The organism is Bartonella sp. AA78NXGY (assembly GCF_042197005.1).
GTDB lineage: Bacteria > Pseudomonadota > Alphaproteobacteria > Rhizobiales > Rhizobiaceae > Bartonella.
The window spans coordinates 84,593-107,733 of sequence record NZ_JBHIRI010000007.1 but is presented as its reverse complement, the minus strand read 5'-3'; the positions used below and the strand labels follow the sequence as shown (position 1 = coordinate 107,733).

The 23,141-nt window shown below is 37.1% G+C and carries 17 protein-coding genes; 10 read left to right on the top strand and 7 right to left on the bottom strand.

Going from position 1 to position 23,141, the window contains the following annotated elements; translation table 11 throughout:
• Positions 1-296 precede the first annotated feature (296 nt).
• Positions 297-590 carry a YggT family protein gene (locus ACFINL_RS05600; protein ID WP_375611859.1) on the top strand — a complete coding sequence of 98 codons (294 nt, stop codon included), beginning with the start codon at positions 297-299 and terminating at the stop codon, positions 588-590.
• A 22-nt stretch (positions 591-612) separates the two neighbouring features.
• Positions 613-927: a DUF167 domain-containing protein gene (locus ACFINL_RS05595; RefSeq protein ID WP_375611858.1), complete on the top strand. Its 315-nt coding sequence runs from the start codon at positions 613-615 to the stop codon at positions 925-927.
• Positions 928-978: 51 nt separating this feature from the next.
• Here the strand turns inward: ACFINL_RS05595 and ppa are convergent, their stop codons facing one another.
• The 3 genes from ppa to mgtE all read right to left on the bottom strand — a co-directional run bounded on the left by ppa (position 979) and on the right by mgtE (position 6,042).
• Positions 979-1,509, bottom strand: coding sequence for an inorganic diphosphatase (gene ppa, locus ACFINL_RS05590; protein ID WP_375613276.1), 531 nt, complete (start codon positions 1,507-1,509; stop codon positions 979-981).
• A gap of 68 nt (positions 1,510-1,577) precedes the next feature.
• A complete protein-coding gene (gene typA, locus ACFINL_RS05585) occupies positions 1,578-3,404 on the bottom strand; it encodes a translational GTPase TypA (protein ID WP_375613277.1) in 1,827 nt (608 codons plus the stop codon).
• Positions 3,405-4,665: 1,261 nt separating this feature from the next.
• Positions 4,666-6,042, bottom strand: a complete 1,377-nt coding sequence (gene mgtE / locus ACFINL_RS05580; RefSeq protein ID WP_375606748.1) for a magnesium transporter — start codon at positions 6,040-6,042, stop codon at positions 4,666-4,668.
• A gap of 548 nt (positions 6,043-6,590) precedes the next feature.
• Here mgtE and ACFINL_RS05575 point away from each other — a divergent pair.
• The gene (locus ACFINL_RS05575) at positions 6,591-8,615 is read left to right on the top strand and encodes a M3 family metallopeptidase (RefSeq protein WP_375650909.1); all 2,025 of its coding nucleotides are present in this window, start codon (positions 6,591-6,593) and stop codon (positions 8,613-8,615) included.
• A 162-nt stretch (positions 8,616-8,777) separates the two neighbouring features.
• Here ACFINL_RS05575 and ACFINL_RS05570 read toward each other — a convergent pair whose 3' ends face one another.
• Positions 8,778-9,854 carry an SGNH family hydrolase gene (locus ACFINL_RS05570; protein ID WP_375611853.1) on the bottom strand — a complete coding sequence of 359 codons (1,077 nt, stop codon included), beginning with the start codon at positions 9,852-9,854 and terminating at the stop codon, positions 8,778-8,780.
• A 14-nt stretch (positions 9,855-9,868) separates the two neighbouring features.
• Positions 9,869-11,125 carry a lytic murein transglycosylase gene (locus tag ACFINL_RS05565; protein WP_375611852.1) on the bottom strand — a complete coding sequence of 419 codons (1,257 nt, stop codon included), beginning with the start codon at positions 11,123-11,125 and terminating at the stop codon, positions 9,869-9,871.
• Between the two features lie 265 nt (positions 11,126-11,390).
• On the opposite strand from ACFINL_RS05565, the gene ACFINL_RS05560 reads away from it, so the two are divergent.
• Both ACFINL_RS05560 and ACFINL_RS05555 read left to right on the top strand, forming a co-directional pair.
• Positions 11,391-12,281, top strand: a complete 891-nt coding sequence (locus ACFINL_RS05560) for a UTP--glucose-1-phosphate uridylyltransferase (RefSeq protein WP_375611851.1) — start codon at positions 11,391-11,393, stop codon at positions 12,279-12,281.
• Between the two features lie 39 nt (positions 12,282-12,320).
• A complete protein-coding gene (locus ACFINL_RS05555; protein WP_375611850.1) occupies positions 12,321-13,313 on the top strand; it encodes an SIS domain-containing protein in 993 nt (330 codons plus the stop codon).
• A gap of 277 nt (positions 13,314-13,590) precedes the next feature.
• Here the strand turns inward: ACFINL_RS05555 and ACFINL_RS05550 are convergent, their stop codons facing one another.
• Complete coding sequence (locus ACFINL_RS05550) at positions 13,591-13,950, bottom strand: hypothetical protein (protein WP_375611849.1); 360 nt, start codon at positions 13,948-13,950, stop codon at positions 13,591-13,593.
• A 253-nt stretch (positions 13,951-14,203) separates the two neighbouring features.
• Here ACFINL_RS05550 and ACFINL_RS05545 point away from each other — a divergent pair, with 253 nt between their 5' ends.
• The 3 genes from ACFINL_RS05545 (at position 14,204) to guaB (ending at position 19,213) form a co-directional block, all read left to right on the top strand.
• The gene (locus ACFINL_RS05545; protein ID WP_375611848.1) at positions 14,204-15,589 is read left to right on the top strand and encodes a sigma-54-dependent transcriptional regulator; all 1,386 of its coding nucleotides are present in this window, start codon (positions 14,204-14,206) and stop codon (positions 15,587-15,589) included.
• A gap of 402 nt (positions 15,590-15,991) precedes the next feature.
• Positions 15,992-17,563: a phospholipase D family protein gene (locus ACFINL_RS05540; RefSeq protein ID WP_375629995.1), complete on the top strand. Its 1,572-nt coding sequence runs from the start codon at positions 15,992-15,994 to the stop codon at positions 17,561-17,563.
• Between the two features lie 150 nt (positions 17,564-17,713).
• Complete coding sequence (gene guaB, locus ACFINL_RS05535; protein ID WP_375611846.1) at positions 17,714-19,213, top strand: IMP dehydrogenase; 1,500 nt, start codon at positions 17,714-17,716, stop codon at positions 19,211-19,213.
• Positions 19,214-19,392: 179 nt separating this feature from the next.
• Here guaB and ACFINL_RS05530 read toward each other — a convergent pair whose 3' ends face one another.
• On the bottom strand, positions 19,393-19,539 hold the full coding sequence (locus ACFINL_RS05530) for a hypothetical protein (protein ID WP_375611873.1): 147 nt from the start codon (positions 19,537-19,539) through the stop codon (positions 19,393-19,395).
• A 467-nt stretch (positions 19,540-20,006) separates the two neighbouring features.
• On the opposite strand from ACFINL_RS05530, the gene ACFINL_RS05525 reads away from it, so the two are divergent.
• Together ACFINL_RS05525 and guaA are read left to right on the top strand one after the other, a co-directional pair.
• Positions 20,007-21,293: an RsmB/NOP family class I SAM-dependent RNA methyltransferase gene (locus ACFINL_RS05525; protein ID WP_375650905.1), complete on the top strand. Its 1,287-nt coding sequence runs from the start codon at positions 20,007-20,009 to the stop codon at positions 21,291-21,293.
• 132 nt (positions 21,294-21,425) lie between these two features.
• Positions 21,426-22,982: a glutamine-hydrolyzing GMP synthase gene (gene guaA / locus ACFINL_RS05520; RefSeq protein WP_375646410.1), complete on the top strand. Its 1,557-nt coding sequence runs from the start codon at positions 21,426-21,428 to the stop codon at positions 22,980-22,982.
• Positions 22,983-23,141: the final 159 nt, after the last annotated feature.

Sequence of the window (23,141 nt, the reverse complement as noted above, 5' to 3'; positions counted from 1 at the left end):
CGTTTTTAGTTTGTTTGTTTTTTATAATTAATAATTAAAACGATGAGATTTAAGATTAATCCTATAAGGGATATTCAGATTTTTTGCCGTTTCTTCTATTTTATGTGCTATTTTTAATTTTGATATTTGTTTTCTAACTGCATCGTCATTAAATAGAGAGATGAAGAATTTAGATGTCTGGTTTTTATTCAAGAAAAAAGAGTATTGAAATATAAAACCATTTTTTGATACACAGACCTGCTTTAATGAAGGTTTTCTATACGCTCTTCTGTTTCCTTGATTGAAAGGGATGACGCATGATTTATGCATTGCTTCGAACGATTGATTTGATTTTTGAGATTTATATTGATATTTTAATCGCGAGTGTCATTTTTTCTTGGCTTTATGTCTTTAATATCATAAATTCGCGCAATCGCTTTGTTGTTTTGATAGGAAGCTTTCTATATCGTCTTACAAATCCCGTTCTAAGCCGTATCCGGCAAATTTTACCAAATTTTGGAACGATTGATATTTCACCTATTGTAGTGTTCATTATTATTTATTTTATTCGTACTTTTATGTGGCGCGTTTACGCAAACATGTATGTATAGAAATATTACTTGAGGCGAATACATGTTTTATCAAGTTGATAAAAATAACTTGATTTTGTTTGTATATCTCATTCCAAAATCATCTGTTGACAAAATAATAGGGGTTGAATGTAGGGATGGTGAAAAACAATATCTGGTTATACGCCTTCGTGCTGTTCCTGAAGATGGAAAAGCGAATAAAGCTCTCATTAAATTTCTTGCGAAGCAGTGGAGAATCCCATCTTCTTCTATTTCTCTGAAAAACGGTGCAATATCTCGCTACAAACAACTTTACTTTTCAACACATTTAGAAGAGCTAAAACAGATATGGCAATCCTTTAGAGATTACATCTCGTAGAAAAAATAAATAACAAAGCCTATAAAAAATAGGCTTTATTTTATTAAATCGTTATATTTTGTTATTGCGCTCAACAGCTTGCTTAATTAATTCATGAGCAAAGTTTTTATCACGCCATCCTTCAATTTTAGCCCATTTTCCAGGTTCCAGATCTTTGTAATGCTTGAAGAAATGTTCAATTTGTTTGAGTGTAATCTCGGGCAGGTCTGTATAGTCATGAATATTGATATAGCGTTTTGTTAATTTTGTAGTGGGAATGGCAATAATTTTTTCATCTTTACCACCATCATCTTCCATCATTAGAGCTCCGATGGGGCGAACATTGATAACACAACCAGGCATAAGTGGACGGGTATTACAGATAAGGACATCAATAGGATCACCATCATCTGAAAGCGTATGAGGGACAAAACCGTAATTTCCAGGATAAACCATTGATGTATGAAGAAAACGGTCAACAAATAATGCACCCGACTTTTTATCCATCTCATATTTTATTGGCTGCCCACCAAGGGAGACTTCCACAATAACGTTAATATCTTCTGGTGGATTTTTGCCTACGGGTATTTCCTTAATATTCATAGAGACATCCTTTCTGGAATATAGTGAGGCTCAATACAATTAAATATTTTACCAAAGAGATTATGAAATTAATTTGAAATTGATGCACGTGTTTTTTCAAAACGTTTACGTTCATTAGGATCAAGATAGAGTTTGCGGAGACGAATATTTTTAGGGGTTACTTCCACAAGTTCATCATCTTGTATCCACGATAAGGCGCGTTCTAATGTCATTTTAATGGGAGGCGTTAACTTTACGGCCTCATCTTTTCCAGAAGCGCGCATATTGGTGAGTTTTTTTCCTTTTAACACATTAACTTCTAAGTCATTATCTCGTGAGTGGATGCCAATAATCATACCTTGATAGACTTTCACACCCGCATCGATGATCATAGGTCCACGATCTTCAAGATTAAAAAGAGCATAAGCGACAGATTCACCGTTGTCATTTGAAATCATAACACCATTAACACGACCAGCAATGTCTCCTTTATAAGGTTCATAAGCATGGAAAAGGCGATTCATAATTGCTGTACCACGTGTGTCCGTTAAAAGTTCAGATTGATAACCAATGAGTCCTCGGGTTGGGGCATAAAAGACAAGGCGGACACGATTACCTCCAGAAGGACGTAACTCCACCATTTCGCCTTTACGTTCAGACATTTTTTGTACAACAATACCGGAATATTCTTCATCAACATCGATAACAACTTCTTCGATTGGCTCAAGAGTTATTCCATTTTCATCTTTTTGCATAACAACACGTGGGCGTGAAACACTAAGTTCAAATCCTTCACGGCGCATATTTTCAATGAGAACTGCAAGCTGTAATTCTCCTCGTCCTGAAACGTAGAAAGAATCTTTATCGGCTGATTCTTCAATTTTAAGAGCGACATTGCCTTCTGCTTCTTTTAACAATCGGTCACGAATGACACGACTTGTTACTTTATCGCCTTCAGTTCCAGCAAGGGGACTATCGTTGACGAGAAAACTCATAGTAACAGTAGGAGGATCAATTGGTTGGGCAGTAAGGGGTTCATTGACAGTAGGATCACAGAAAGTATCAGCTACGGTACCTTTTTGCAGACCTGCAATCGCAACAATATCACCAGCACTTCCTTCTTCAATAGGTTGCCGTTCTAAGCCACGAAATGCTAAAATTTTTGAAATACGCCCAGTTTCTAAAAGTTTTCCATCTTGTCCAAGAACCTTGACATTTTGATTGGGTTTTAAAGAGCCAGAATGAATCCGTCCTGTAATAATTCGTCCCAAAAACGGATCCGCTTCAAGAATAGTTCCAATCATGCGAAACGGTCCTTCTGCTACACTAGGAGAAGGGACATGCTGCGTCACAAGATCAAATAAAGGACCTAATCCCTGATCTTTTGGTCCTTCAGGGGCTTCAGCCATCCATCCATCGCGTCCAGATCCATAAAGAATAGGAAAATCAAGCTGTTCATCGGTTGCGTCAAGAGCAGCGAAAAGGTCAAAAACCTCATTAATGACTTCATCAACGCGTGCATCCGGTCGGTCAATTTTATTAATAGCAACAATAGGGCGCAATCCTACTTTCAATGCTTTGCCAACGACAAATTTTGTTTGTGGCATTGGTCCTTCAGCAGCATCAACAAGTACAATAGCTCCATCAACCATATTGAGGATGCGTTCAACTTCTCCACCAAAGTCGGCGTGTCCTGGTGTATCAACAATATTAATTCGAGTATCTTTCCAAACAACAGATGTCACTTTCGCTAGGATTGTAATTCCGCGTTCTTTCTCAATATCGTTTGAATCCATCATACGTTCGCTTGTACGCTGATTATCACGGAAGTTTCCTGATTGCTTGAGAAGCCCGTCTACAAGCGTTGTTTTCCCATGGTCAACGTGGGCAATGATGGCAATGTTACGCAATTGCATAAATTTTCTTCTTTTCGTTTAATGAAATTTCATTTGAGGCAAAGTCTTTACATTCTTTGCCTGACTATTAAAAAACCTTTTACATGTTTTTTTATAATTTTGGAAGATGGAGGCAATATTTTTATGGCAAAACTATTTATCCAAGTCTTTAAGGCTCTATTGAGCTTCGATTTCTGAAGCTTCGTAAAAGTTTTTTATAGTACGTATGTTCTATTCTCGAGCTAAAAATTATCCCAAAAATCACAGTCAATTTGATTTTTATCAATATGACACAAGAAATTTATATGAATTCTTGTAAGAGTAAGTATAAAGCTAGCGATATTGTGGTTGTTGTTTTGCAAAGAGATTGCTAAAAATCCGGAATATCTCTTAATCCATAGCCAATTTATTGACAACTTTACAATATTTTTATTCTAAATAAAGCTTTTTCTTATTCCATAACTTGTCAATCAAAATCCAGATCTAATGCAACCGTGTATTTGAGGTAAATATTGAGACGATTAAGAATTTTATAAGAAGTTCTAGCTTTTGTATGCCAGATTAGGGCAAGAGTTATATCTGTTTGATTTATTTATGAACTCGGCATACAGTCTTATTTAGAAAGAATATGAAGGCATCCAAAGAAAATTCCCATCTTTGCTGTTAATCCAATTTATAATTTCAAAAGCATCTAAAGTAATATCTTTTAAACCATGGAGATAGTGCATTGCCTTACTTTTGTTAATTGCACTCTCTAATAGGAGTATGCTTTTCATGCCAAACAGAACACTTTAAACAGCATATACTTTTTGTTGCATATTCATGTACTTAAGAGAGATTGCTTAACGTACACTACATCCATTCCATGATAGAGCTCATAAATGATATAATATACGCGAATAGTATACTATTAACGCCTTTGTGAAGAAATATAAAGCCTGTTGAGTATCATCATGATTATTCTTTCTCAGCTGTCAATATTGCGCCAGTTTTTGATACGAGAGAGAGAGGATATAAGAAGTATTTTATTTTTTCTTGAATAGTTTTTAGACATACACCGATCTCGTTTGTGACTGGCAAGAAGATGACTTTAATCGATTTAATATGAGAAGCTTTATGATGAGGTAAAATTACGTTATTCGGAGCTGTTATTCAAAAAAATAATAAATTATCTATAGAGCGGTGCGCTAGAAAATAAATAATAAAGCTTATTCTCTTATGGAAAGAATCTTAGGTTACATGACAAGATTTTTCCATAAGTAAGAGTTTTTACTTTACATGTTTAAAGAAGAGTTCCTGACAAAATGAGAGAAGCTACAGAAAAATAGATTATAATGCCCATGACATCTACTAAAGTTGCCACAAAAGGAGCAGAAGCACTTGCTGGATCAAATTTTAAACCTTTAAGAATAAAAGGCAACATAGATCCAGAAAGAGAACCAAAGGTAACGATTCCAACTAAAGCTGTACCCACTGTTGTCGAAATAGCAATCCAATGTTGGCCATAGTCGTAGATACCCAGTTTTTGCCAAAGAGCAATGCGCGTAACACCAATAATTCCTAGTAAGAGACCAAGGGATAATCCTGTTGGAATTTCACGAATGATCACTTTCCACCAGTCTTTCAACGTGAGTTCACGTAAAGCCAATGCACGGATAATAAGGGATGTAGCCTGTGAGCCGGAATTTCCTCCTGAGCTCATAATGAGAGGTATGAACAGTGTAAGAATAATCGCTTTTTCGAGTTCTGTTTCGAAATGTTGCATAGCGCTTGCTGTCAGCATTTCACCGATAAAGAGTAAAGCGAGCCAGCCTCCGCGTTTTTTCATCATTTCAGGAAACTTAATTTGCATATAGGGCTTATTAAGTGCTTCCATACCCCCAAATTTATAGGCATCTTCATTCATTTCATCGACCATAGTATCAAGCACGTCATCAACGGTTACAATGCCAATGACATGGTTACTTTCATCAACTACAGGCACAGAGAGAAGATCATGGCGCTGGAAAAGGCGTGCGATATCTTCATGATGTGTGAAAGGTGATATTGTAATGGGCGAGTCATGGGTAGGGACATTAAGAATTTGTTCATCAGGTGAGGCAAGAATAAGGTTACGCAGGGAAACAGCTTTGAGAAGAGTACCTGTTTTGGGGTCAATTACATAGCTGGTATAAACTGTTTCACGTGTTCGCTCGACCTCACGAATGTGATCCAAAGTTTTTTGTATGGTCCAGTTTGAAGGAACGGCTATAAACTCTGTTGTCATCAGTGCTCCTGCTGTATGATCAGGATAACTGGTGAGTTTTTTAAGTTCAGCGCGCGTTAAGGGGTTAAGCAAGGCATAAAGTCGTGTACGGGTTTCCTTATCCATTTCTTGAAAGACGTCTGCAGCAGCATCGGCAGACATGCCATCAAGAATTTCAACAGCACGATTTATAGGGAGAAGTTCTAGGATGGCAGCAGGTTGCTCAAGCTCTGGTTTATCAAAAAGTTCGATAACATAATCAAGAGGCAGAAGACTAAGAATAGTTACACGTTCCATGATATCGAGGTCATTGATGATATCAATAGAGTCTGCAAAATGCTGGTTCTTTAACTTTTCAGCGAGAGCTTCAGGAGAAAAATTTTTGAAGTCGAAGGCCGTTTTGATTTCAGTCATGATAAAGTACCTCCTGAAGAGTTGGAGAGTTGTAAATCTAGATAATAGATGAGATAAAAACAAAAGTTTATGGAAGATTTAAAAAAACTCCCCAGCTATATTCCCAATTGTTAATATTTGAAGTAAAGTCAAGGATAAATTATAAGTTATAAACAAGTTTCTGAATCACTAAAACGAGAATACAGCTTAATTTGAGGATAATATAAAAACGTAAATGTAAAAATCAGTTCTGATTTTACCATCATTTCTTTAATGCAGTTTGCGATTTTCAAAAGAATCTACAGCAATATTTTATAAAGAGTGGAGATTATGCTTTTCTCCAAGTGTTTTTGTTAATATGCAATTCTATTGTGATGTGCGAGCGAATAATCTTTATTGCTTCAATAGAATATGGTTTGAATGAAAGAACTTTACGATTTTCAGGTTTTTTATTCAATAGCGTTTTGAAAGGTAGTTTTGAAACTCACGAAATAGTTTTAGTATGTTATCAATTTGTGTCGTAAAGATAATTGTTACAGTTTAAATTTATAATGGAGACATAAAGTATTATGACAAAAGCAGCAGTGTTGGACTGGAAGGGATTTTCAGGTCTTCCTGATTTTTCTTCTATAAGTGACGAAGATTTTAAACCCGCTTTTGAACAGGCACTTCAAGAAGCAGAAGAAGAACTAGAGGCAATTGCGATGGTGCAAGAACCACCAACGCTTGAGAATTTTTTGCAGCCTTTTGAGCTTTGCGGCAAAGCGCTTGATCGTGTCTGTTCAATATTTTTCTTACGCACCAGTGCTCATACGAATGTATTAATTCAACAGCTAGAGCAAGAGTTCGTTGTAAAACTTTCTCGTTATTCTTCAAAAATGATGATGGATGCACGGATATTTGCGAAAATAGATGTACTTTATAAACAGTCGCAGTTGGGCACATTTGAGAGTGAAACAACACGTGTTCTTGAATTATGGTGGAAAAAGTTTGTTTGTCATGGGGCAAAACTCGATGAAAAAGCTAAGAAACGGCTTTTGGAAATTAATGAAAGACTTGCTTTTTTAAATGCTACTTTTGGACAAAATGTCTTAAATGATGAAGCTGAATGGATTCTGTTTTTAAAACAAACAGACTTATCTGGTTTACCGCAAGATCTCATTGCTTCAATGAAGGAAATTGCGTGTGAAAGAGGCAATGAAAAAGCGTATGCATTAACACTAGCACGTTCGATTGTTGAACCTTTTTTAAAATTCTCTGATCGTCGTGATTTGCGTGAGGTTGCATTCCAAGCTTGGGCTAAACGTGGTGAAAATAATAACAAGAATGATAATAAAACAATTATTGTAGAGATTGTTGCGCTTCGAGATGAGCAGGCTAAATTATTGGGATATAAATCTTTCGCAGATTTGAAGCTCGATAATACTATGGCTAAAAGTGTTGATTCCGTTATGGATTTGCTTATGCCTGTATGGGAGCGCGCAAGAGCGAAAGCTTCTACTGAGCAAATTGACTTACAAAATTTTGCCAACAATCAGGGCAGCAATGAATCTTTAGCTGCTTGGGATTGGCGTTATTATGCTGAAAGACTTCGCACTGAAAAACTTTCTTTCGATAGCGCTGAGATTAAATATTATTTTCAGCTTGATCTTATGATTAAAGCGGCTTTTGGGGTAGCCGAAAAACTCTTTAGCATTACATTTGAAGAAAAAAACGCTGTTACACTTTGGCATCCTGATGCACGTTTGTGGGAAGTAAAAAAGTCTGATGGAAGTCTACTTGGGCATTTTATTGGTGATTATTTTGCGCGTTCTTCAAAACGCTCCGGTGCGTGGATGAGTAGTTTGCAATCACAACATAAATTGGATGGCGGACAAAAGCCTATTATCTACAATGTTTGTAATTTTGCTAAACCACCTAAAGGGGAAGTTGCTCTTTTATCACTTGATGATGCACGTACGCTTTTCCACGAATTTGGACATGCATTGCATGGTTTGCTTTCTGATGTCACATGGCCATCTGTGTCGGGAACATCTGTTTCACGTGATTTTGTTGAGCTACCTTCTCAACTTTACGAACATTGGTTAACAGTACCAGAGATATTAAAATCTTATGCTATACATACAAAAACAGGTCATCCTATGCCACAAGAGTTGATAGATAAAGTCTTAGTAGCACAGACATTTAATGCAGGATTCTCTGCCGTTGAATTTATCTCATCAGCTTTAGTGGATATGGCTTTTCATCAAGGCGAAACAGTCACTGATCCAACAGTGTTTGAACGCCAAGAATTAGAAAAGCTGCAAATGCCTGATACAATTATTATGCGTCATCGTCCCCCACATTTTATGCACGTGTTTGCGGGAGATGGTTATGCATCTGGTTACTATTCTTATATGTGGTCGGAAGTGCTTGATGCTGATGCTTTTCAAGCTTTTGAAGAAACGGGAGATGTTTTTAATTCAGAGCTTGCTGATAAGTTGAAACGTTTTATTTACTCCGCTGGAGGAAGTCGTGATCCAGAGGAGCTTTATAAAGCTTTTCGGGGACGAATGCCTTTACCAGAGGCAATGATTAACAAACGTGGACTATAAGATATAACGGTATGGTTAACACCATGCCGTTTTCATATTATTCGAAAGGTACAGTTGCGATTTATGCAAATTTTCTCTTCATTATAGCTCTGTAAACAGAGTTTTTTATCTTATTCGCTTTTTGTTTATAGAGGAAAATAGATTTTGTATTTTAAATAGACATTATGGGAAAGAAAAATTATCAGCTCGATCTTTTTGATGCCCATTTGGTGGAAACCATGATTTTTTTATAAAACTTGACTTTCTTTTGCCTAAAAGGTGAGTGTTTTTTTGTACCATATCATCGAGGTTCATTGGAAGCTGACGCATAATTTTACTCCGCTCTTGATTCTCTGATTCTTGTATAAGTTTTTGAATAGCTTTATCGGTTGAGTATGAATTTTCATGAGAAAAGGCGTGAAAATTTAAAATATTTTTCAATGGTTTTTCTAAATAAGAGGCAATTTTTTTCTTTCCTTCAGGGGTGAAATGCATGCCATTATTGGTGCGTAATTTGGTTGTTTTTCCATTAATATCATAGCCTGAAAAAGAAAAAATTCCTTCTTCATCACTAAAGCCGCTCCAGATATCGAGAAAATACCCTCCTGCTGTTTCTGTTTCTTGTTTATAGAGCGCATTAAAAATTTTCATTTTTTGTGTCAAAAGGTCATTTCCAAAAGAAGGTTGACCTATCCATATCCATGATTTTCCAGAGGCGTGAAGACTTTCAGTAATTTCGATAATTCTTTGTTTGTAGATGCGTATCCATTCTGACTGATCTGTGTTAATCATGTTATGAGAGTCTGTGATGGGTTGATTATCATTTGCACCGATCATCATGATAATAACATCGGGGCTATTTTGGTCAATGAGTTTAGAAATATTGCTTTGCCAAGAATAATAATCCGTTCGAACTAAGCCGGAAGCTGGTATTGTGTTGTTCATGATAACGATATCGCTATTATTTATAAAAAACTTTTTAAGTGCATCGGCAACAGCGGAGGCTGCAAAATCCCCTACAACAAGAATGCGTTTTGCATTCTCATTTTTTAGCTTTTGTATGTTTTTTTGTGTTACGATCTTTTTTTGCGGCTTGTCTATTTTTTGTTCTATAATTTGCGGTGGCTGCTGTGTCTGTTTGTTTTGTTGTGATAACCATTTGAAGAAGTTCGTTGCTTTACTTGGGGATGGCTGTAAGATCCCCACAATAGAAAGTGAAAACAGCAATAATGTCAAGTATATCAGGCGAAAAGAAGACAAAACCTTAGTTTCCATTATTGTTTGCGAAGGAGAAAAAGCACTTGAGATGATGGATATCCATTTTCTTTTAGACCGTAATGCAGCTGAAAAGCTTTGATTGCTTTGCGAGAGGCTGTTCCGATTTGTCCATCAATATCTCCTTTATAATATCCCAATGCACTTAAGCGAGATTGCAGTTCTTTGCACTCTTGGAAGGTAATAGGCTGAAAAGGTCTTTGCCAATCATGCACTAATCCAAGATGTCCAGCAATACGATCAGCAAGAAGGGAAACAGCAAACGCATAACGATCTGCATTATTATAATGTTTCAGAACAAAGAAATTTTTTGTGACTAAAAATATAGGTCCTTTTGCTCCATCTGGATATTTTAATATTGCTTGTTCAGCTGATGTAGGAAGAGGGTGCCCATTTGCGTGTTTTACACCTAATTTTTTCCATTGTTCAAAGGAATACCAGCCTTCAGGAAGGTTTTTCCCCTGCGGCACTTTTACCTCTACTCCCCAAATAAGATTAGGTTGCCAGCCATTTTTGTGGAGAAGGTTAGCAGCAGTAGCCAGAGCATCTGGAACAAAGTTCCAGATATCACGCCGTCCATCTTGATTTATATCAACAGCATAGGCGAGATAACTGCTTGGAATAAATTGTGTATGTCCCAATGCTCCGGCCCAAGATCCAGTGAGTTGAGAGCGTTTAATTTCACCACTTTGTAGAATTTTCATAGCAGCAATCAGCTGTGTATATGCGTATTTTTCGCGTTTTTTATCGGCATAGGCTAGGGTTGCAAGTGAGCGAATGGCATCACGCATTACACTTTTATTGGCTAAAATTTTCCCATAATTGCTTTCCATTGACCAAATAGCAAGCAGAATATTACGGTCAACACCAAAACGTTCTTCAATTTGAAGAAGCCATTTGTTCCATTTTTTTGCTTGGCGCCGTCCTTCCACAATTGCGATATCATGGACACGATTATCGAAATAGTTCCAGGAAGGAGCAACAAATTCCGGTTGGTATGCGGCGCTTTTTAGAACTTCAGGATCAATGGCATTAACACCTTTAAACGCCATATGAAACGTAGAAGGGGTAATATTGTGAGCAATAGCTATTTTTTTAAATTCTTTAATCCAGTGTTTAAATCCGCTATCAGCATATGAAAGGGATATAAAAAACATAAAAAAAGCAGAAAAAATAACGGCAGAGACAGTGAAAAGAGTTCTCCAAGCTATTGACTTCTCTAAAAAAGAGAAAGTCTTCAATTCTGTTTTTTGCATTTTGAAATCCCCATTAATATTCAATTCATTAGATGTGCAATAACTTTATTTTGTATTTAGTTTAATCGATAATATGATCAAGAAGAGGAAAAAACTGAAATAAATAACTCATTTTAATCCTTTCAATAAATTCTCAGACTCTTTTTACATTTTGATTGCCCATTATAATGATAATCAAAACAATAAGATATCTTTTTTACCATTTCGTAAAAACATATGATAAATAAAACAAAAAAGTTATATGAATTCATTGAGGAGGGTGAGTGTGCGTAAAATCCGGAAAGCAGTATTCCCAGTAGCAGGTCTTGGTACGCGTTTCCTTCCTGCGACAAAAACGATTCCTAAAGAAATGCTAACAGTTGTTGATAAACCTGTTATTCAATATGTTGTGGATGAGGCGAGGGAAGCTGGTATTGAGCATTTTATTTTTGTGACTGGACGTAACAAAGCAGTCATTGAGGATTATTTTGATGCGCAAGTTGAATTATACACGACACTTGCTGAATGTGGAAAGAAAGAAGATCTTGCACACTTATACCGTTTACAGCCATTACCAGGGTCAACTTCTTTCACTCGGCAACAACAACCTTTGGGATTAGGGCATGCTCTTTGGTGTGCGCGTGAATTAGTTGCAGGGGAACCTTTTGCTTTATTATTACCCGATATGTTGATACAGGCGAAAAAGGGCTGTCTTTCTGAAATGATGAGCCTTTATGAAAAGGTGGGTGGGGGGAATATTATAGCAGTTCAGGAATGCGATCCTAGAGAAACACATAAATATGGTATTGTTGGGAAAGGCAAACAGATTGCAAATGGTTTTGAAATCACAAAAATGGTAGAGAAACCGGCACAAGGAACGGCACCATCAAATTTGTACATCAATGGACGTTATATTTTGCAGCCAGAAATTTTTAATATTCTTTCCACTCAAGAACGGGGAACAGGAAATGAAATTCAATTAACAGATGCTATGATGCGGCTTTCAAATGAGCAAGATTTTTGGGGTTTGCAAGTAAAAGGGCGCACTTTTGATTGCGGTTCTAAAGCTGGTTTTATTGAAGCCAACGTTGCATTTTCTTTGGCACGCGCTGATATGCACAGCCACGTTTCTGCTTCATTGAAAAATTTACTGGAAACCATTAATGTTGAAAAGTGATATAGATCCCTCACTTAATTTTATTGATCGAATTTGATTATGACAATACCGTCTCCTCATATGGCTTTGCAAGGTGCAGTAGCATCAGCGCTTAAAACACTTGCTAGTGAAAAGCAGGGGCTTGAAGCTCTTGAAAAAGCTCTTCTGGAAAGTCTTTCTTCTTCTTTTGAAGCGGCTGTTCAAACTATTAGAAATGCTCGTGGACATGTGGTTATTACTGGTCTTGGAAAAAGTGGTCATATAGGGACAAAAATTGCAGCAACCTTAGCCTCAACTGGAACACCTGCCTTTTTTGTTCACGCTGCAGAAGCCAATCATGGTGATCTTGGTATGATTGGCTCTGATGACGTTATTCTTGCTTTATCATGGTCTGGTGAAACTCAAGAGTTAAGTGGTATTATGAGTTATGCGGCGCGTTTTCGTATCCCCCTTATTGCGATGACATCAAGTAAGCACTCTGTGTTAGGACGACAAGCTGATATTGTACTATTATTACCAAAGATAGAAGAGGCTTGCCCCCATGGTTTAGCCCCTACAACTTCAACAATTATGCAATTGGCAATGGGAGATGCATTAGCGGTTTCTCTTTTAGAAATGCGTGGTTTTACCGCAACGGATTTCAAAATATATCATCCTGGTGGTTCTCTTGGTGCAAGCCTTAAATACGTGTGTGATATTATGCATGAGGGTGATAATATTCCTTTGGTTATGCAGGGAACAGCTATGACTGAAGCGATGAATGTTTTGGTGGAAAAACATTTTGGTTGTGTTGGTGTTGTGAATCAAGAAGGTGAACTAATCGGAATTGTAACTGATGGCGATCTTGCACGTAACATTCATTTTAATTTATCAAAATTTAATGTTGACGAGGTGATGACCAAAGCTCCTAAAGTTGTAAAGCCAAATACACTTGTTGGTGCAGCAACAGCTTTTATTAATGATCATCAGATTGGTGCATTTTTTGTGGTTGAAGATAAAAAACCGATAGGAATTGTTCATTTTCATGATCTTTTGCGCATTGGCGCTGCTTAGATTAAGCTTCCCTATCAAATAAAATGTTATTTTAGGTTGAAATAGATTGAATGATACAAAGTTACAATTTTATTGTGAGGTGGCTTTACTGATATTTTGTGGAAGAAAATGATTATTTTACGCATTTCATAATGTTTAGAAAATTTTCAGGGTAAAGATTATACTAGCCTCTTTGCGTATTTTAGAGAGGATTTTCTATCAGGAGGAGAAAGGATATCGCCTCCTGCTTAATGTGTGTGCTCCCTCTGTTCTTAAGAGAGGTTTCCCTTGTACTTTGTTAAGATTTCCGCTTAAGGAAAAACTGTGCTCCTGTATGTGAGGTGCAGAGAAGTTGTGTGGCGTCATATGACATTGTACAATTGACTCTAGAAATTGTTCCACGGAGAATAGAGCGTATTTCAATTTCTATATTTTGGGCATTGAGATAATTATATGCTCCTTCTGATAGTTTTTCTTCTGTATCTGCTGCATGCGTTTCAAAAACACCATTGTGGAAAGAAGAAATAATACCATTCTCATCAACCCATTTTCCATCAATTCCAGTTGGCATATTTGAGTTATAATATCGCGAAAAGTTACAGGCACTTAACAGCAAGGCGGTAATTGTAAGACATAAAATATGATAGGTATGTTTCATTTATTGCACTCTATTTAGATTATTTTGCTCTCTAGTTTCTATAACATTATTAAATTACCCCATGAGTCAATATGAAAAATTTGATAAAAATCAATGAAAAAGCAAAAAAATGGAAAAAAATGCCTTAATGTTGTATTTAATTGACAGCTTGATGAATTTCGTAAGTGAAACACAAGAGGTAAAATATTTCTTATGGTTTACAACAATTTTTATATTAAGCTGCTAAGTAGTCTCAAAGGAGATTATTGACATTATGGTTGGTCCCATTCTTGTTGCGAGTGAAGATTATGGAAGACGTATAGAACTTTCTTCTATGCTGCGAGGTTTTGGTTATCGTGTCATTGAAGCAGAAAATGGTCTCCGTACGATTGATCTTTTACACAGGCGTAAAAACATTGTGCTTGCACTCCTTGATGTCGTTATGAGTGATTTGAGTGTGAGCGATTTGATTAAAATGATTAGAGTTGCTGGTGTTTCTGTTCCTATTGTCGTTATAGCACAACAAGAGAATCAGCATTTACTCCAGAAAGCTTTAACAGCTGGAGCTATTGATTATTGGATCCATCCAGTAACATTATTACGTGTAAGAGTTACTTTGGATATCCTTGCTCTTATTTCTGCCTTGGAGCATGAGGTTCGAGATATTCGGCGAAAAAAAGAGAATCATTTACGGTTTTCTGATCTTTGCGTAAAAAGTAGAGCTATGCAGATAGTATTAGAACAATCGAGACAAGCAGCAACTTCTTTACAGAATCTTTTGATAGAGGGAGAAGCTGGAACAGGACGTGAGACATTAGCTCGGATTATTCATCATGAGGGATTATTTTCGGAGGGTGTTTTTGTTCGCTTTCAATGTTCAGCCATCGTTGATCCAGAAGAAGAAAATCAGCAGTGGTTTAAAGAATTCCTACCATTGGTTTCTTCTCTTGAAAAAGGGACACTTTGCCTTTGTGATATTGATCGACTTGAGCCCATACAGCAAAAACGGTTTGCTCATTACCTTAAAGAAAGGGAAAGGGATACAAAAGGAGATTTTTTTCCTTTTCGGATCATCGCTATTTCAACATCGCGTTTAAAGGACTTGGTTAATGAGAACTTTTTTTTGCATAGTTTGTTTGAACAATTTTCTCACTTGTCTATTAGCGTTCCTGCTTTACGAGAATTAAGGGATGATTTTCCAGAGATCACACAACGTTTGATTGATCGCATTATCACAGAAACAGGGCGATCACATGTCCATGGTTTAGCAGGCTCTGCTCTTTCCTTGCTTATGCAGTATGATTGGCCTGGCAATAGAAATGAGCTTGAAACCTTTTTATTTCGTGCGATTTTACTCAGTGAAGGACCGTTATTAACTGTTCGAGATTTTCCGCAATTAATGGGAAATTCATTAATGAATGTTCCCAATATCATTGAGGGTAATATGCAAGAAGATAATGAGCAAGAATCGATAAAATTTTTGAATACTGATGGGCATGTACGTACTTTTGCAGAAATGGAGCATGATATTATAGAGAAAGCGATTAAACATTATAAAGGACATATGAGTGAGATTGCGCGTCGCCTTCATATTGGTCGCTCTACACTTTATAGAAAAATGGAAGAATTGAGAGCAATAAGAAATCAAGAACGAAAGTAAATTCATAACAAATTTCTCTTCATGACAAGCAAGCGTTTCAAAAAATAGAGTGAATTTTGATAAAGTCCGTGGGGGAAAGCTGAAGAAAACAATCATTTATTGTAAAATTTATCTATAGTGGATGATTTTGTTGATTTAAATCAAATATAAATTTTATGTGACTATTTTAATCGTTTGTTTCAATTTATACAATTTTAGTTAAGTTTACATTTATTAAAACAGAGAAGCATTTTTAAAAACTTTTAAATACTACCGCTAAAATTTTTGTATCATCAATATTAAATTTATACTCTCTTAAGCAAGAAGTGGCATTTTACCTGCTATACGATTAAGATAAAGTGATTAGTGTTATCGTTTGCATTACTGATGATGTGATAGTTTAAAATAGAAAGTTTGCCCTCTTTGACTCTTTTACAGATTGTTATTGGTTTTGTCCTCTTTTTTTTTATTGCATCTATGTTGGCAATCTACACCTATGGGCGTTTTGTGAAAAATGCTAGGGGAAAATGTTCTTATGCGTTACCTCTTCAGAAAGATGAAACTAAGCTTGATCGTATCGTCAGTCAATTAGCTGAGAAAGAAAATGGATTGGGGATTGATAAAGATGCCCTTTCCCTCATTATCAGCAATTTGGATGCGTTTTGTGTTCGGGCAATAGGAGCTGCAGAGGCTGGACGTAGCCTTGATCTGATGTATTATATTTGGGATGATGATTTAACGGGGCGCCTATTATTAAGTGAAATAGTTGAGGCAGCTGATCGAGGGGTTCGGGTACGGCTTCTTTTGGATGATATTAATGCTCAGGCACGTGATCCAGCTTATATTGCACTAGATAAACATCCTTATATTGAGGTGAGAATGTTTAATCCAGGGCGATCGCGTAAAGGTGGTTTACGCCGTGGTTTAGAAATTATATTACGGGCAATTACTGTAACACGTAGAATGCATAATAAAGCTTTTATTGTTGATGGCAGGGTCGCTTTTGTAGGAGGACGTAATCTTGCAGATTCTTATTTTGATGCTGGTAAAGAATCCCATTTTCGAGATTTAGATTTGATGTTAATCGGTCCTTCTGTTAAAAAGGTAGAAAGTATCTTTGATGATTTTTGGAATAGTGCTGTTGTTTTGCCAATTCATACTTTGGTTGTTCCTAAAAGCGCAAGTGATCTTAGCTATTGGAAAGATAAATTACGAAAGTTTCGTGATTCCAAGGTTGCAAAAGTTTATTTAGATTATGTCAAAGAGCACATTAACTTTAATTGTTTTATCCAAACAGGAAAGCGGTTATTTTTAGCAGACAAAGTTGTTGTTCTTTCTGATCCTCCAGAAAAAGCATTGCGTAAAAAAGCAAGCAATTGGCTTATGAAGGCACTTTCAAAGGTTATTGGAAATGCCCAAAAAACGGTTCAGATTACGTCACCTTATTTTGTTCCTGGTAAGGTTGGCACGCAGAATTTTAGTAATTTGGTTTCAAAGGGTGTTGATGTCAAAATTCTGACAAATTCTTTAGCTGCTACTGATGTAGCATTAGTGCATGGTGGTTATGTACCTTATCGTAAGGCGTTGTTGAAAAGTGGTGTTAATCTTTATGAATTAAAAGCGGAAGGCAATACTCATGGGTTACGATTGTTTCGATCGAGTAAGGCAAGTTTACATGCCAAAGCTTTTTTAATTGATCGTAAAACAGCTTTTATTGGATCTTTAAATTTTGATCCAAGATCAGCATCATTAAATACAGAAATGGGCATTCTTTTTGAATGTGCTCCCATTACAGCAAGATTAGATTTGTTGTTTTCTGAAGAAACCACAGGGGAAATGAGCTATCATCTGCGTCTTGGTGATAATAATCGTATTTATTGGGATTTTATTGAAAATGAAAAAAAATATAGCATTGACTATGAGCCAGAAAGCAATTTTTGGCGTCGCGCATTTGCAAAAATAATAAGTTGGTTACCTATTGAATCACAATTGTAAATTTTTATAAACCACACTTAAAAAAAATATTTATTTTTCTTTTCATTTTGTTTGTAGCATGGCATAATTTTTTGCCAATCTACCATGTATGAGAACCGCAGTTGTATTTTAAAGCTTCTTGCGGTGTTTTATTATAAAAGGAATTTTGATATGGCAAAGATTGTTGAAACGGGGACAGGTGCATTGGCACTGACTTTTGATGATGTACTTTTACAACCCGGTCATTCTCTTGTTATGCCTAGTCAAGTGGATCTCAGTACGCGCATTGCAGCGGATATTAAGCTCAATTTGCCATTGCTTTCTGCGGCAATGGATACGGTAACAGAATCGCGTTTGGCAATTGCTATGGCTCAAGCTGGTGGTCTTGGGGTTATTCATCGTAATATGTCTCCTGCAGAGCAGGCAGAAGAAGTTCGCCAAGTAAAAAAGTTTGAATCTGGTATGGTTGTTAATCCAGTCACCATTGGACCAGATGCAACACTTGAAGAAGCAAAATCTTTGATGCGCTCTCATGGTATTTCCGGTATTCCGGTTGTTGAAAATGGTGCTAAAGGTGAAACTGCTGGACGGCTTGTTGGCATTTTGACAAATAGGGATGTGCGTTTTGCATCGGATCCTAAACAAAAAATTTATGAATTAATGACGCATGAAAATTTAATCACAGTGCGTGAAAATGTTCAACTCAGTGAAGCGAAGTATCTTTTACATCATCATCGTATTGAAAAATTATTAGTTGTGGATGAACAGAATCGTTGTGTCGGACTGATAACAGTTAAGGATATTGAAAAAGCAAAATTAAATCCAAACGCTGCCAAAGATTCACAAGGTCGCTTGCGTGTTGCAGCTGCAAGTAGTGTAGGGAACGATGGGTTTGAGCGGGCTGAACGATTAATTGATGCAGGCGTTGATATTCTAGTAATTGATACTGCACATGGACATTCTCAGCGTGTATTAGACACTGTTGAGCGTATTAAAAAAATGATGTTTTCTCCAGCTATTATTGCTGGTAATGTGGCGACTGCTCAAGCAACACAGGCTTTGATTGACAGTGGTGCGGATGCTATAAAAGTTGGGATTGGTCCTGGTTCTATTTGCACAACGCGAATTGTTGCAGGTGTTGGTGTTCCTCAGCTTGCAGCCATTATGAATGCTGCAGAAGTTGCTGAAAAAGCGGGCATTCCCGTTATTGCTGATGGGGGGATAAAAGCTTCGGGTGATTTTGCTAAAGCCTTAGCAGGTGGGGCTTGTGCTGCTATGATTGGCTCTCTTTTAGCGGGTACAGAAGAAAGTCCTGGCGAAGTCTATCTTTATCAAGGACGATCCTTTAAAGCTTATCGCGGCATGGGATCTGTTGGTGCTATGGCACGAGGATCGGCAGATCGCTATTTTCAAGATGATGTTCGTGATGAACTTAAGTTGGTTCCTGAAGGTGTGGAGGGGCAGGTGGCTTATAAAGGTCCTATAGCATCAGTTCTACATCAGCTTGCTGGTGGACTTCGTGCTTCGATGGGGTATGTTGGAGCAAAAGATCTCGTAGAGTTTCGTGAAAAAGCAACGTTTGTACGTATTACGAATGCGGGACTCCATGAAAGTCATACGCATGATGTTTCTATCACACGAGAGAGTCCAAATTATCGTGGGCCAGTTTAAAGATACAAGAGCCTAATATCATATTGCATAAATATAAAATTTTCCGAGAACAAGAAAGAGAGACTGCGCTTTTTTCTGTTTGTAATTTGGTGTAATAATCCCAAAAAGGAAAGAATTAGAGGTTAAAATTCTAATTCTTTCTGTTAAGACTATATGAAATAAGTTATATAAAATTAGAATTAACTTTTTGTTGTCTTCCGTCCAGTCTTTGACGCACGTTGGCGAGTGTTTGTCTGATCACTTTGGACGGATTTCTTTCCGTTGTTTGAGGGCGTTGTATTATGACGGCTTTTAGACGAAGTTGTTTTTCCATTATTATAAGTCATTATTTTCTCCTTTAAAATTGTCTGGCAGTTGCCATTAGAGTAAAAACGGTCATGCCAAATAGTGGTTCCAAGCATTTTCTAAAAAGTTAATTTTTTGTTGAACGTAAGATGAGCTTGTTTAATTTTATGAGAAGATTTTTTCTATTGTTCAGACAATCCTCGTAAACTTTATTTTACGCAAATAAATTAAAGAGTTTGTTTTTTTCGTAATGCATGGCGGAAATAAGTTTTTTATGGATGGCTACGTATCTTTTAGTATAAGAGGTAGAAGGATAAAAAACGAATGGGCAGAAGATGAAAGGAAAAATTTAGATACTCTAAATTGGATCTTATAAAAAAGTATGATCAGATCATTTTAATATTGAATGTAAATTTTTTATGGCGTTGAGAAGGTTTCATTGGCAAGAAGGCGATAATATTATTTTTTTAGATGATTTAAAATTTTATTATTTTAATGGGAGAAATGAATGCGATTAGGTGGGCGTTTGCAAGCAGCAATAGATGTTCTCACAGAGATAGAAATGAAGCATCGCCCAGTAGGAGAAGCTTTAAAGGATTGGGGTCTTTCTCATCGCTTTGCTGGAGCAGGTGATCGTGCAGCTATTGGTACAATCGTTTATGATGTTTTAAGACGACGTTATTCTTTACAATGGCGTATGGAGAGTGATGATATCCGAGATATCGTTTTTGGTGCCTTATTAGATTCTGGAAAAATGACGCTGGAGCAAATTGACGGTGAGTTGGCAGAAGATCGGTTTGCACCGCAGTTATTAGGGGCTAAACAGCGTAAATCGTGGCAAGGTCAGCAATTAGTGGATGCTCCAGACTATATTCGTGGTGATATTCCGCAATGGTGTCAAGCGCATCTGCGTCCTTTATTTGGTGATAATTGGATCACTGAAGCGGCTGCGTTAGCAACGCGTCCTTCTTTAGACCTACGGGTAAATAACCTAAAGGCAACACCAGAAAAGGTGCTGAAAGAATTAGCAAAAACCAAACTTAAATCTTTTCCATGGTTTGGGCAAGCTTTAAGAATTGCACCGATTGAAAAGTTTAATCGTCATCCCAATGTTCAAGTGGAACCAGCTTTTCAAAAAGGACACTTTGAAATACAGGATTTAGGATCTCAAATTGTTGCTCACCTTGTGGAAGCGCAAGAGGGCATGCAGGTATTAGATTATTGTGCAGGTGCTGGGGGCAAAACATTAGCTTTAGCTTCCGATATGAACAATCGTGGGCAAATTTATGCTTATGATTTTGATAAAGTGCGCCTAGCTCCTATTTTTGATCGTCTTCGACGTGCTGGTGTTCGTAATGTACAAACACGAGCACAAAAAGAAGAATTGAAGCCATTAATAGGCCAGATGGATAGAGTTCTACTAGATGCACCATGTAGTGGGACAGGAACATGGCGTCGTCGTCCAGATGCGAAATGGCGTTTAACATTAGAACAAGTGAAACAACGCCAAACAGAACAGAGGGATATTTTGAATGAAGCGATAGCTTATCTTAAGCCAAATGGGCGCCTAATCTATATTACCTGTTCTCTTTTTACAGATGAAAATGAGGAACAAATTTCCCATTTCCTTCAACAACATTCTCATTTTTCTCCAATGGATATGCCAGCGCTTTGGCAGAAACATTTTAGTTTTTCTCCTGTGCAACCAGTTTTTTCAAATTATGGACTTACTTTGTCGCCGGCCACAACAGAAACAGATGGGTTCTTTTTATCTGTGTTGCAAAAAAAACATTGATCCATATTTTTGCACTTTTTATCATAAACTTTACGAGAATAATCTTTTTCTTAAGAAAACAGGCTTGTGAAAAGAGAAAGATTGAATCATAACTCTCATGAGTTTTCTTTTACAATTGTTGATTGGTTTTCTATGAGCATATCACATCCAGACACTGTTCTTATTATTGACTTTGGTTCACAAGTTACACAACTTATTGCACGAAGGGTACGAGCAATGGGAGTGTATTGTGAAATTACTCCTTTTCAATTGGCTTTAGAAGCTGTGCGCCGCATAAATCCTAAAGCTATTATTTTATCAGGGAGTCCTTATTCCGTTATTGATGAGGGCTCTCCGCGTGCTCCAATGGAAATTTTTGAGGCGGGTGTTCCGATTCTGGGTATTTGCTATGGTGAACAAGTCATGTGTATTCAGCTTGGAGGAAAGGTTGAAGCTGGACATGAGCGTGAATTTGGGCGCGCTTTTTTGGAAGTTCAAGAAGAGAGTGCCCTTTTTGATGGAGTGTGGAAAAAAGGTTCTCGTTATCAAGTATGGATGAGCCATGGTGACCGTGTGGCAGCTTTACCGGAAGGTTTTCGTGTCATAGGAACCTCAAAAGGTGCTCCCTATGCGGCTATTGCTGATGAGAAAAGGCATTTTTATGCGGTACAGTTTCATCCTGAAGTTATCCATACACCAGATGGTACAAAACTTTTGCAAAATTTTGTTCATAAGATCTCTGCTATTAAAGGTAATTGGTCAATGGCTTCTTATCGTGAGCAGGCAATTGCGACAATACGACAAACAGTTGGGAAAAGTCGTGTGATTTGTGGTCTTTCAGGGGGAGTGGATTCATCTGTTGTAGCGGTACTCCTTCATGAAGCCATAGGAGATCAACTGACATGTATTTTGGTAGACCATGGGCTGATGCGCAAGAATGAAGCTGAAGAAGTTCTCACGCTCTTTCGTGATCATTATAATATAGAGCTTATTCACGTTAATGCTGCTGATGTGTTTCTTAATGCTTTAAAAGGTGAGACAGATCCAGAAAAAAAACGCAAAACAATTGGTCGCCTTTTTATTGAAGTTTTTGAAGAAGAAACGAAAAAAATAGGAGGTGCAGAGTTTTTAGCACAAGGAACACTTTATCCAGATGTCATTGAGAGTGTGTCTGCTATTGGTGAAACGGTAACCATTAAAAGCCATCATAATGTGGGTGGACTACCAGAACAGATGAAGATGAAACTTGTAGAACCGTTGCGTGAACTCTTTAAGGATGAGGTTCGCTCGCTAGGGCGAGAGTTAGGGCTACCGGAGCAGTTTATTGGTCGCCATCCTTTTCCAGGTCCCGGCCTTGCAATTCGGTGTCCAGGTGCTGTAACACGTGAAAAATTAGAAATTTTACGCGAAGCAGATGCTATTTATCTTGAGGAAATCCGTAAGGCCGGACTTTATGATGAAATTTGGCAAGCTTTTGCTGTTCTTCTTCCAGTTCAAACTGTTGGTGTTATGGGGGATGATCGCACTTATGAATTTGTTTGTGCTCTTCGCGCCGTCACATCTGTAGATGGAATGACCGCTGATTTTTATCCTTATGATATGGCATTTTTAAGTAAGACAGCAGCACGTATTATTAATGAAGTTAGAGGAATTAATCGTGTTGTGTATGATGTAACCTCAAAGCCTCCTGGTACCATTGAATGGGAATAATTGAAATGAAGGATAAGCCTTTTTCAGAATAAAATATGACTGAGGGTTTGATATTCGAAAAGTGTAGAAAAAATCATTTAAAAATGATTGTGTATTTTCATATGATATAAGCTTTTATCTGGCAATCTGTACGTCAATATCGTTTAAAATTGAGAAGTG

Bases quoted from the DNA above. Each gene is read 5' to 3' on its own strand.
- ACFINL_RS05600 (WP_375611859.1), top strand. From the start codon at position 297: ATGATTTATGCATTGCTTCGAACGATTGATTTGATTTTTGAGATTTAT.
- ACFINL_RS05595 (WP_375611858.1), top strand. From the start codon at position 613: ATGTTTTATCAAGTTGATAAAAATAACTTGATTTTGTTTGTATATCTC.
- ppa (WP_375613276.1), bottom strand. From the start codon at position 1,509: ATGAATATTAAGGAAATACCCGTAGGCAAAAATCCACCAGAAGATATT.
- typA (WP_375613277.1), bottom strand. From the start codon at position 3,404: ATGCAATTGCGTAACATTGCCATCATTGCCCACGTTGACCATGGGAAA.
- mgtE (WP_375606748.1), bottom strand. From the start codon at position 6,042: ATGACTGAAATCAAAACGGCCTTCGACTTCAAAAATTTTTCTCCTGAA.
- ACFINL_RS05575 (WP_375650909.1), top strand. From the start codon at position 6,591: ATGACAAAAGCAGCAGTGTTGGACTGGAAGGGATTTTCAGGTCTTCCT.
- ACFINL_RS05565 (WP_375611852.1), bottom strand. From the start codon at position 11,125: ATGCAAAAAACAGAATTGAAGACTTTCTCTTTTTTAGAGAAGTCAATA.
- ACFINL_RS05555 (WP_375611850.1), top strand. From the start codon at position 12,321: ATGACAATACCGTCTCCTCATATGGCTTTGCAAGGTGCAGTAGCATCA.
- ACFINL_RS05550 (WP_375611849.1), bottom strand. From the start codon at position 13,950: ATGAAACATACCTATCATATTTTATGTCTTACAATTACCGCCTTGCTG.
- ACFINL_RS05545 (WP_375611848.1), top strand. From the start codon at position 14,204: ATGGTTGGTCCCATTCTTGTTGCGAGTGAAGATTATGGAAGACGTATA.
- guaB (WP_375611846.1), top strand. From the start codon at position 17,714: ATGGCAAAGATTGTTGAAACGGGGACAGGTGCATTGGCACTGACTTTT.
- ACFINL_RS05530 (WP_375611873.1), bottom strand. From the start codon at position 19,539: ATGACTTATAATAATGGAAAAACAACTTCGTCTAAAAGCCGTCATAAT.
- ACFINL_RS05525 (WP_375650905.1), top strand. From the start codon at position 20,007: ATGCGATTAGGTGGGCGTTTGCAAGCAGCAATAGATGTTCTCACAGAG.
- guaA (WP_375646410.1), top strand. From the start codon at position 21,426: ATGAGCATATCACATCCAGACACTGTTCTTATTATTGACTTTGGTTCA.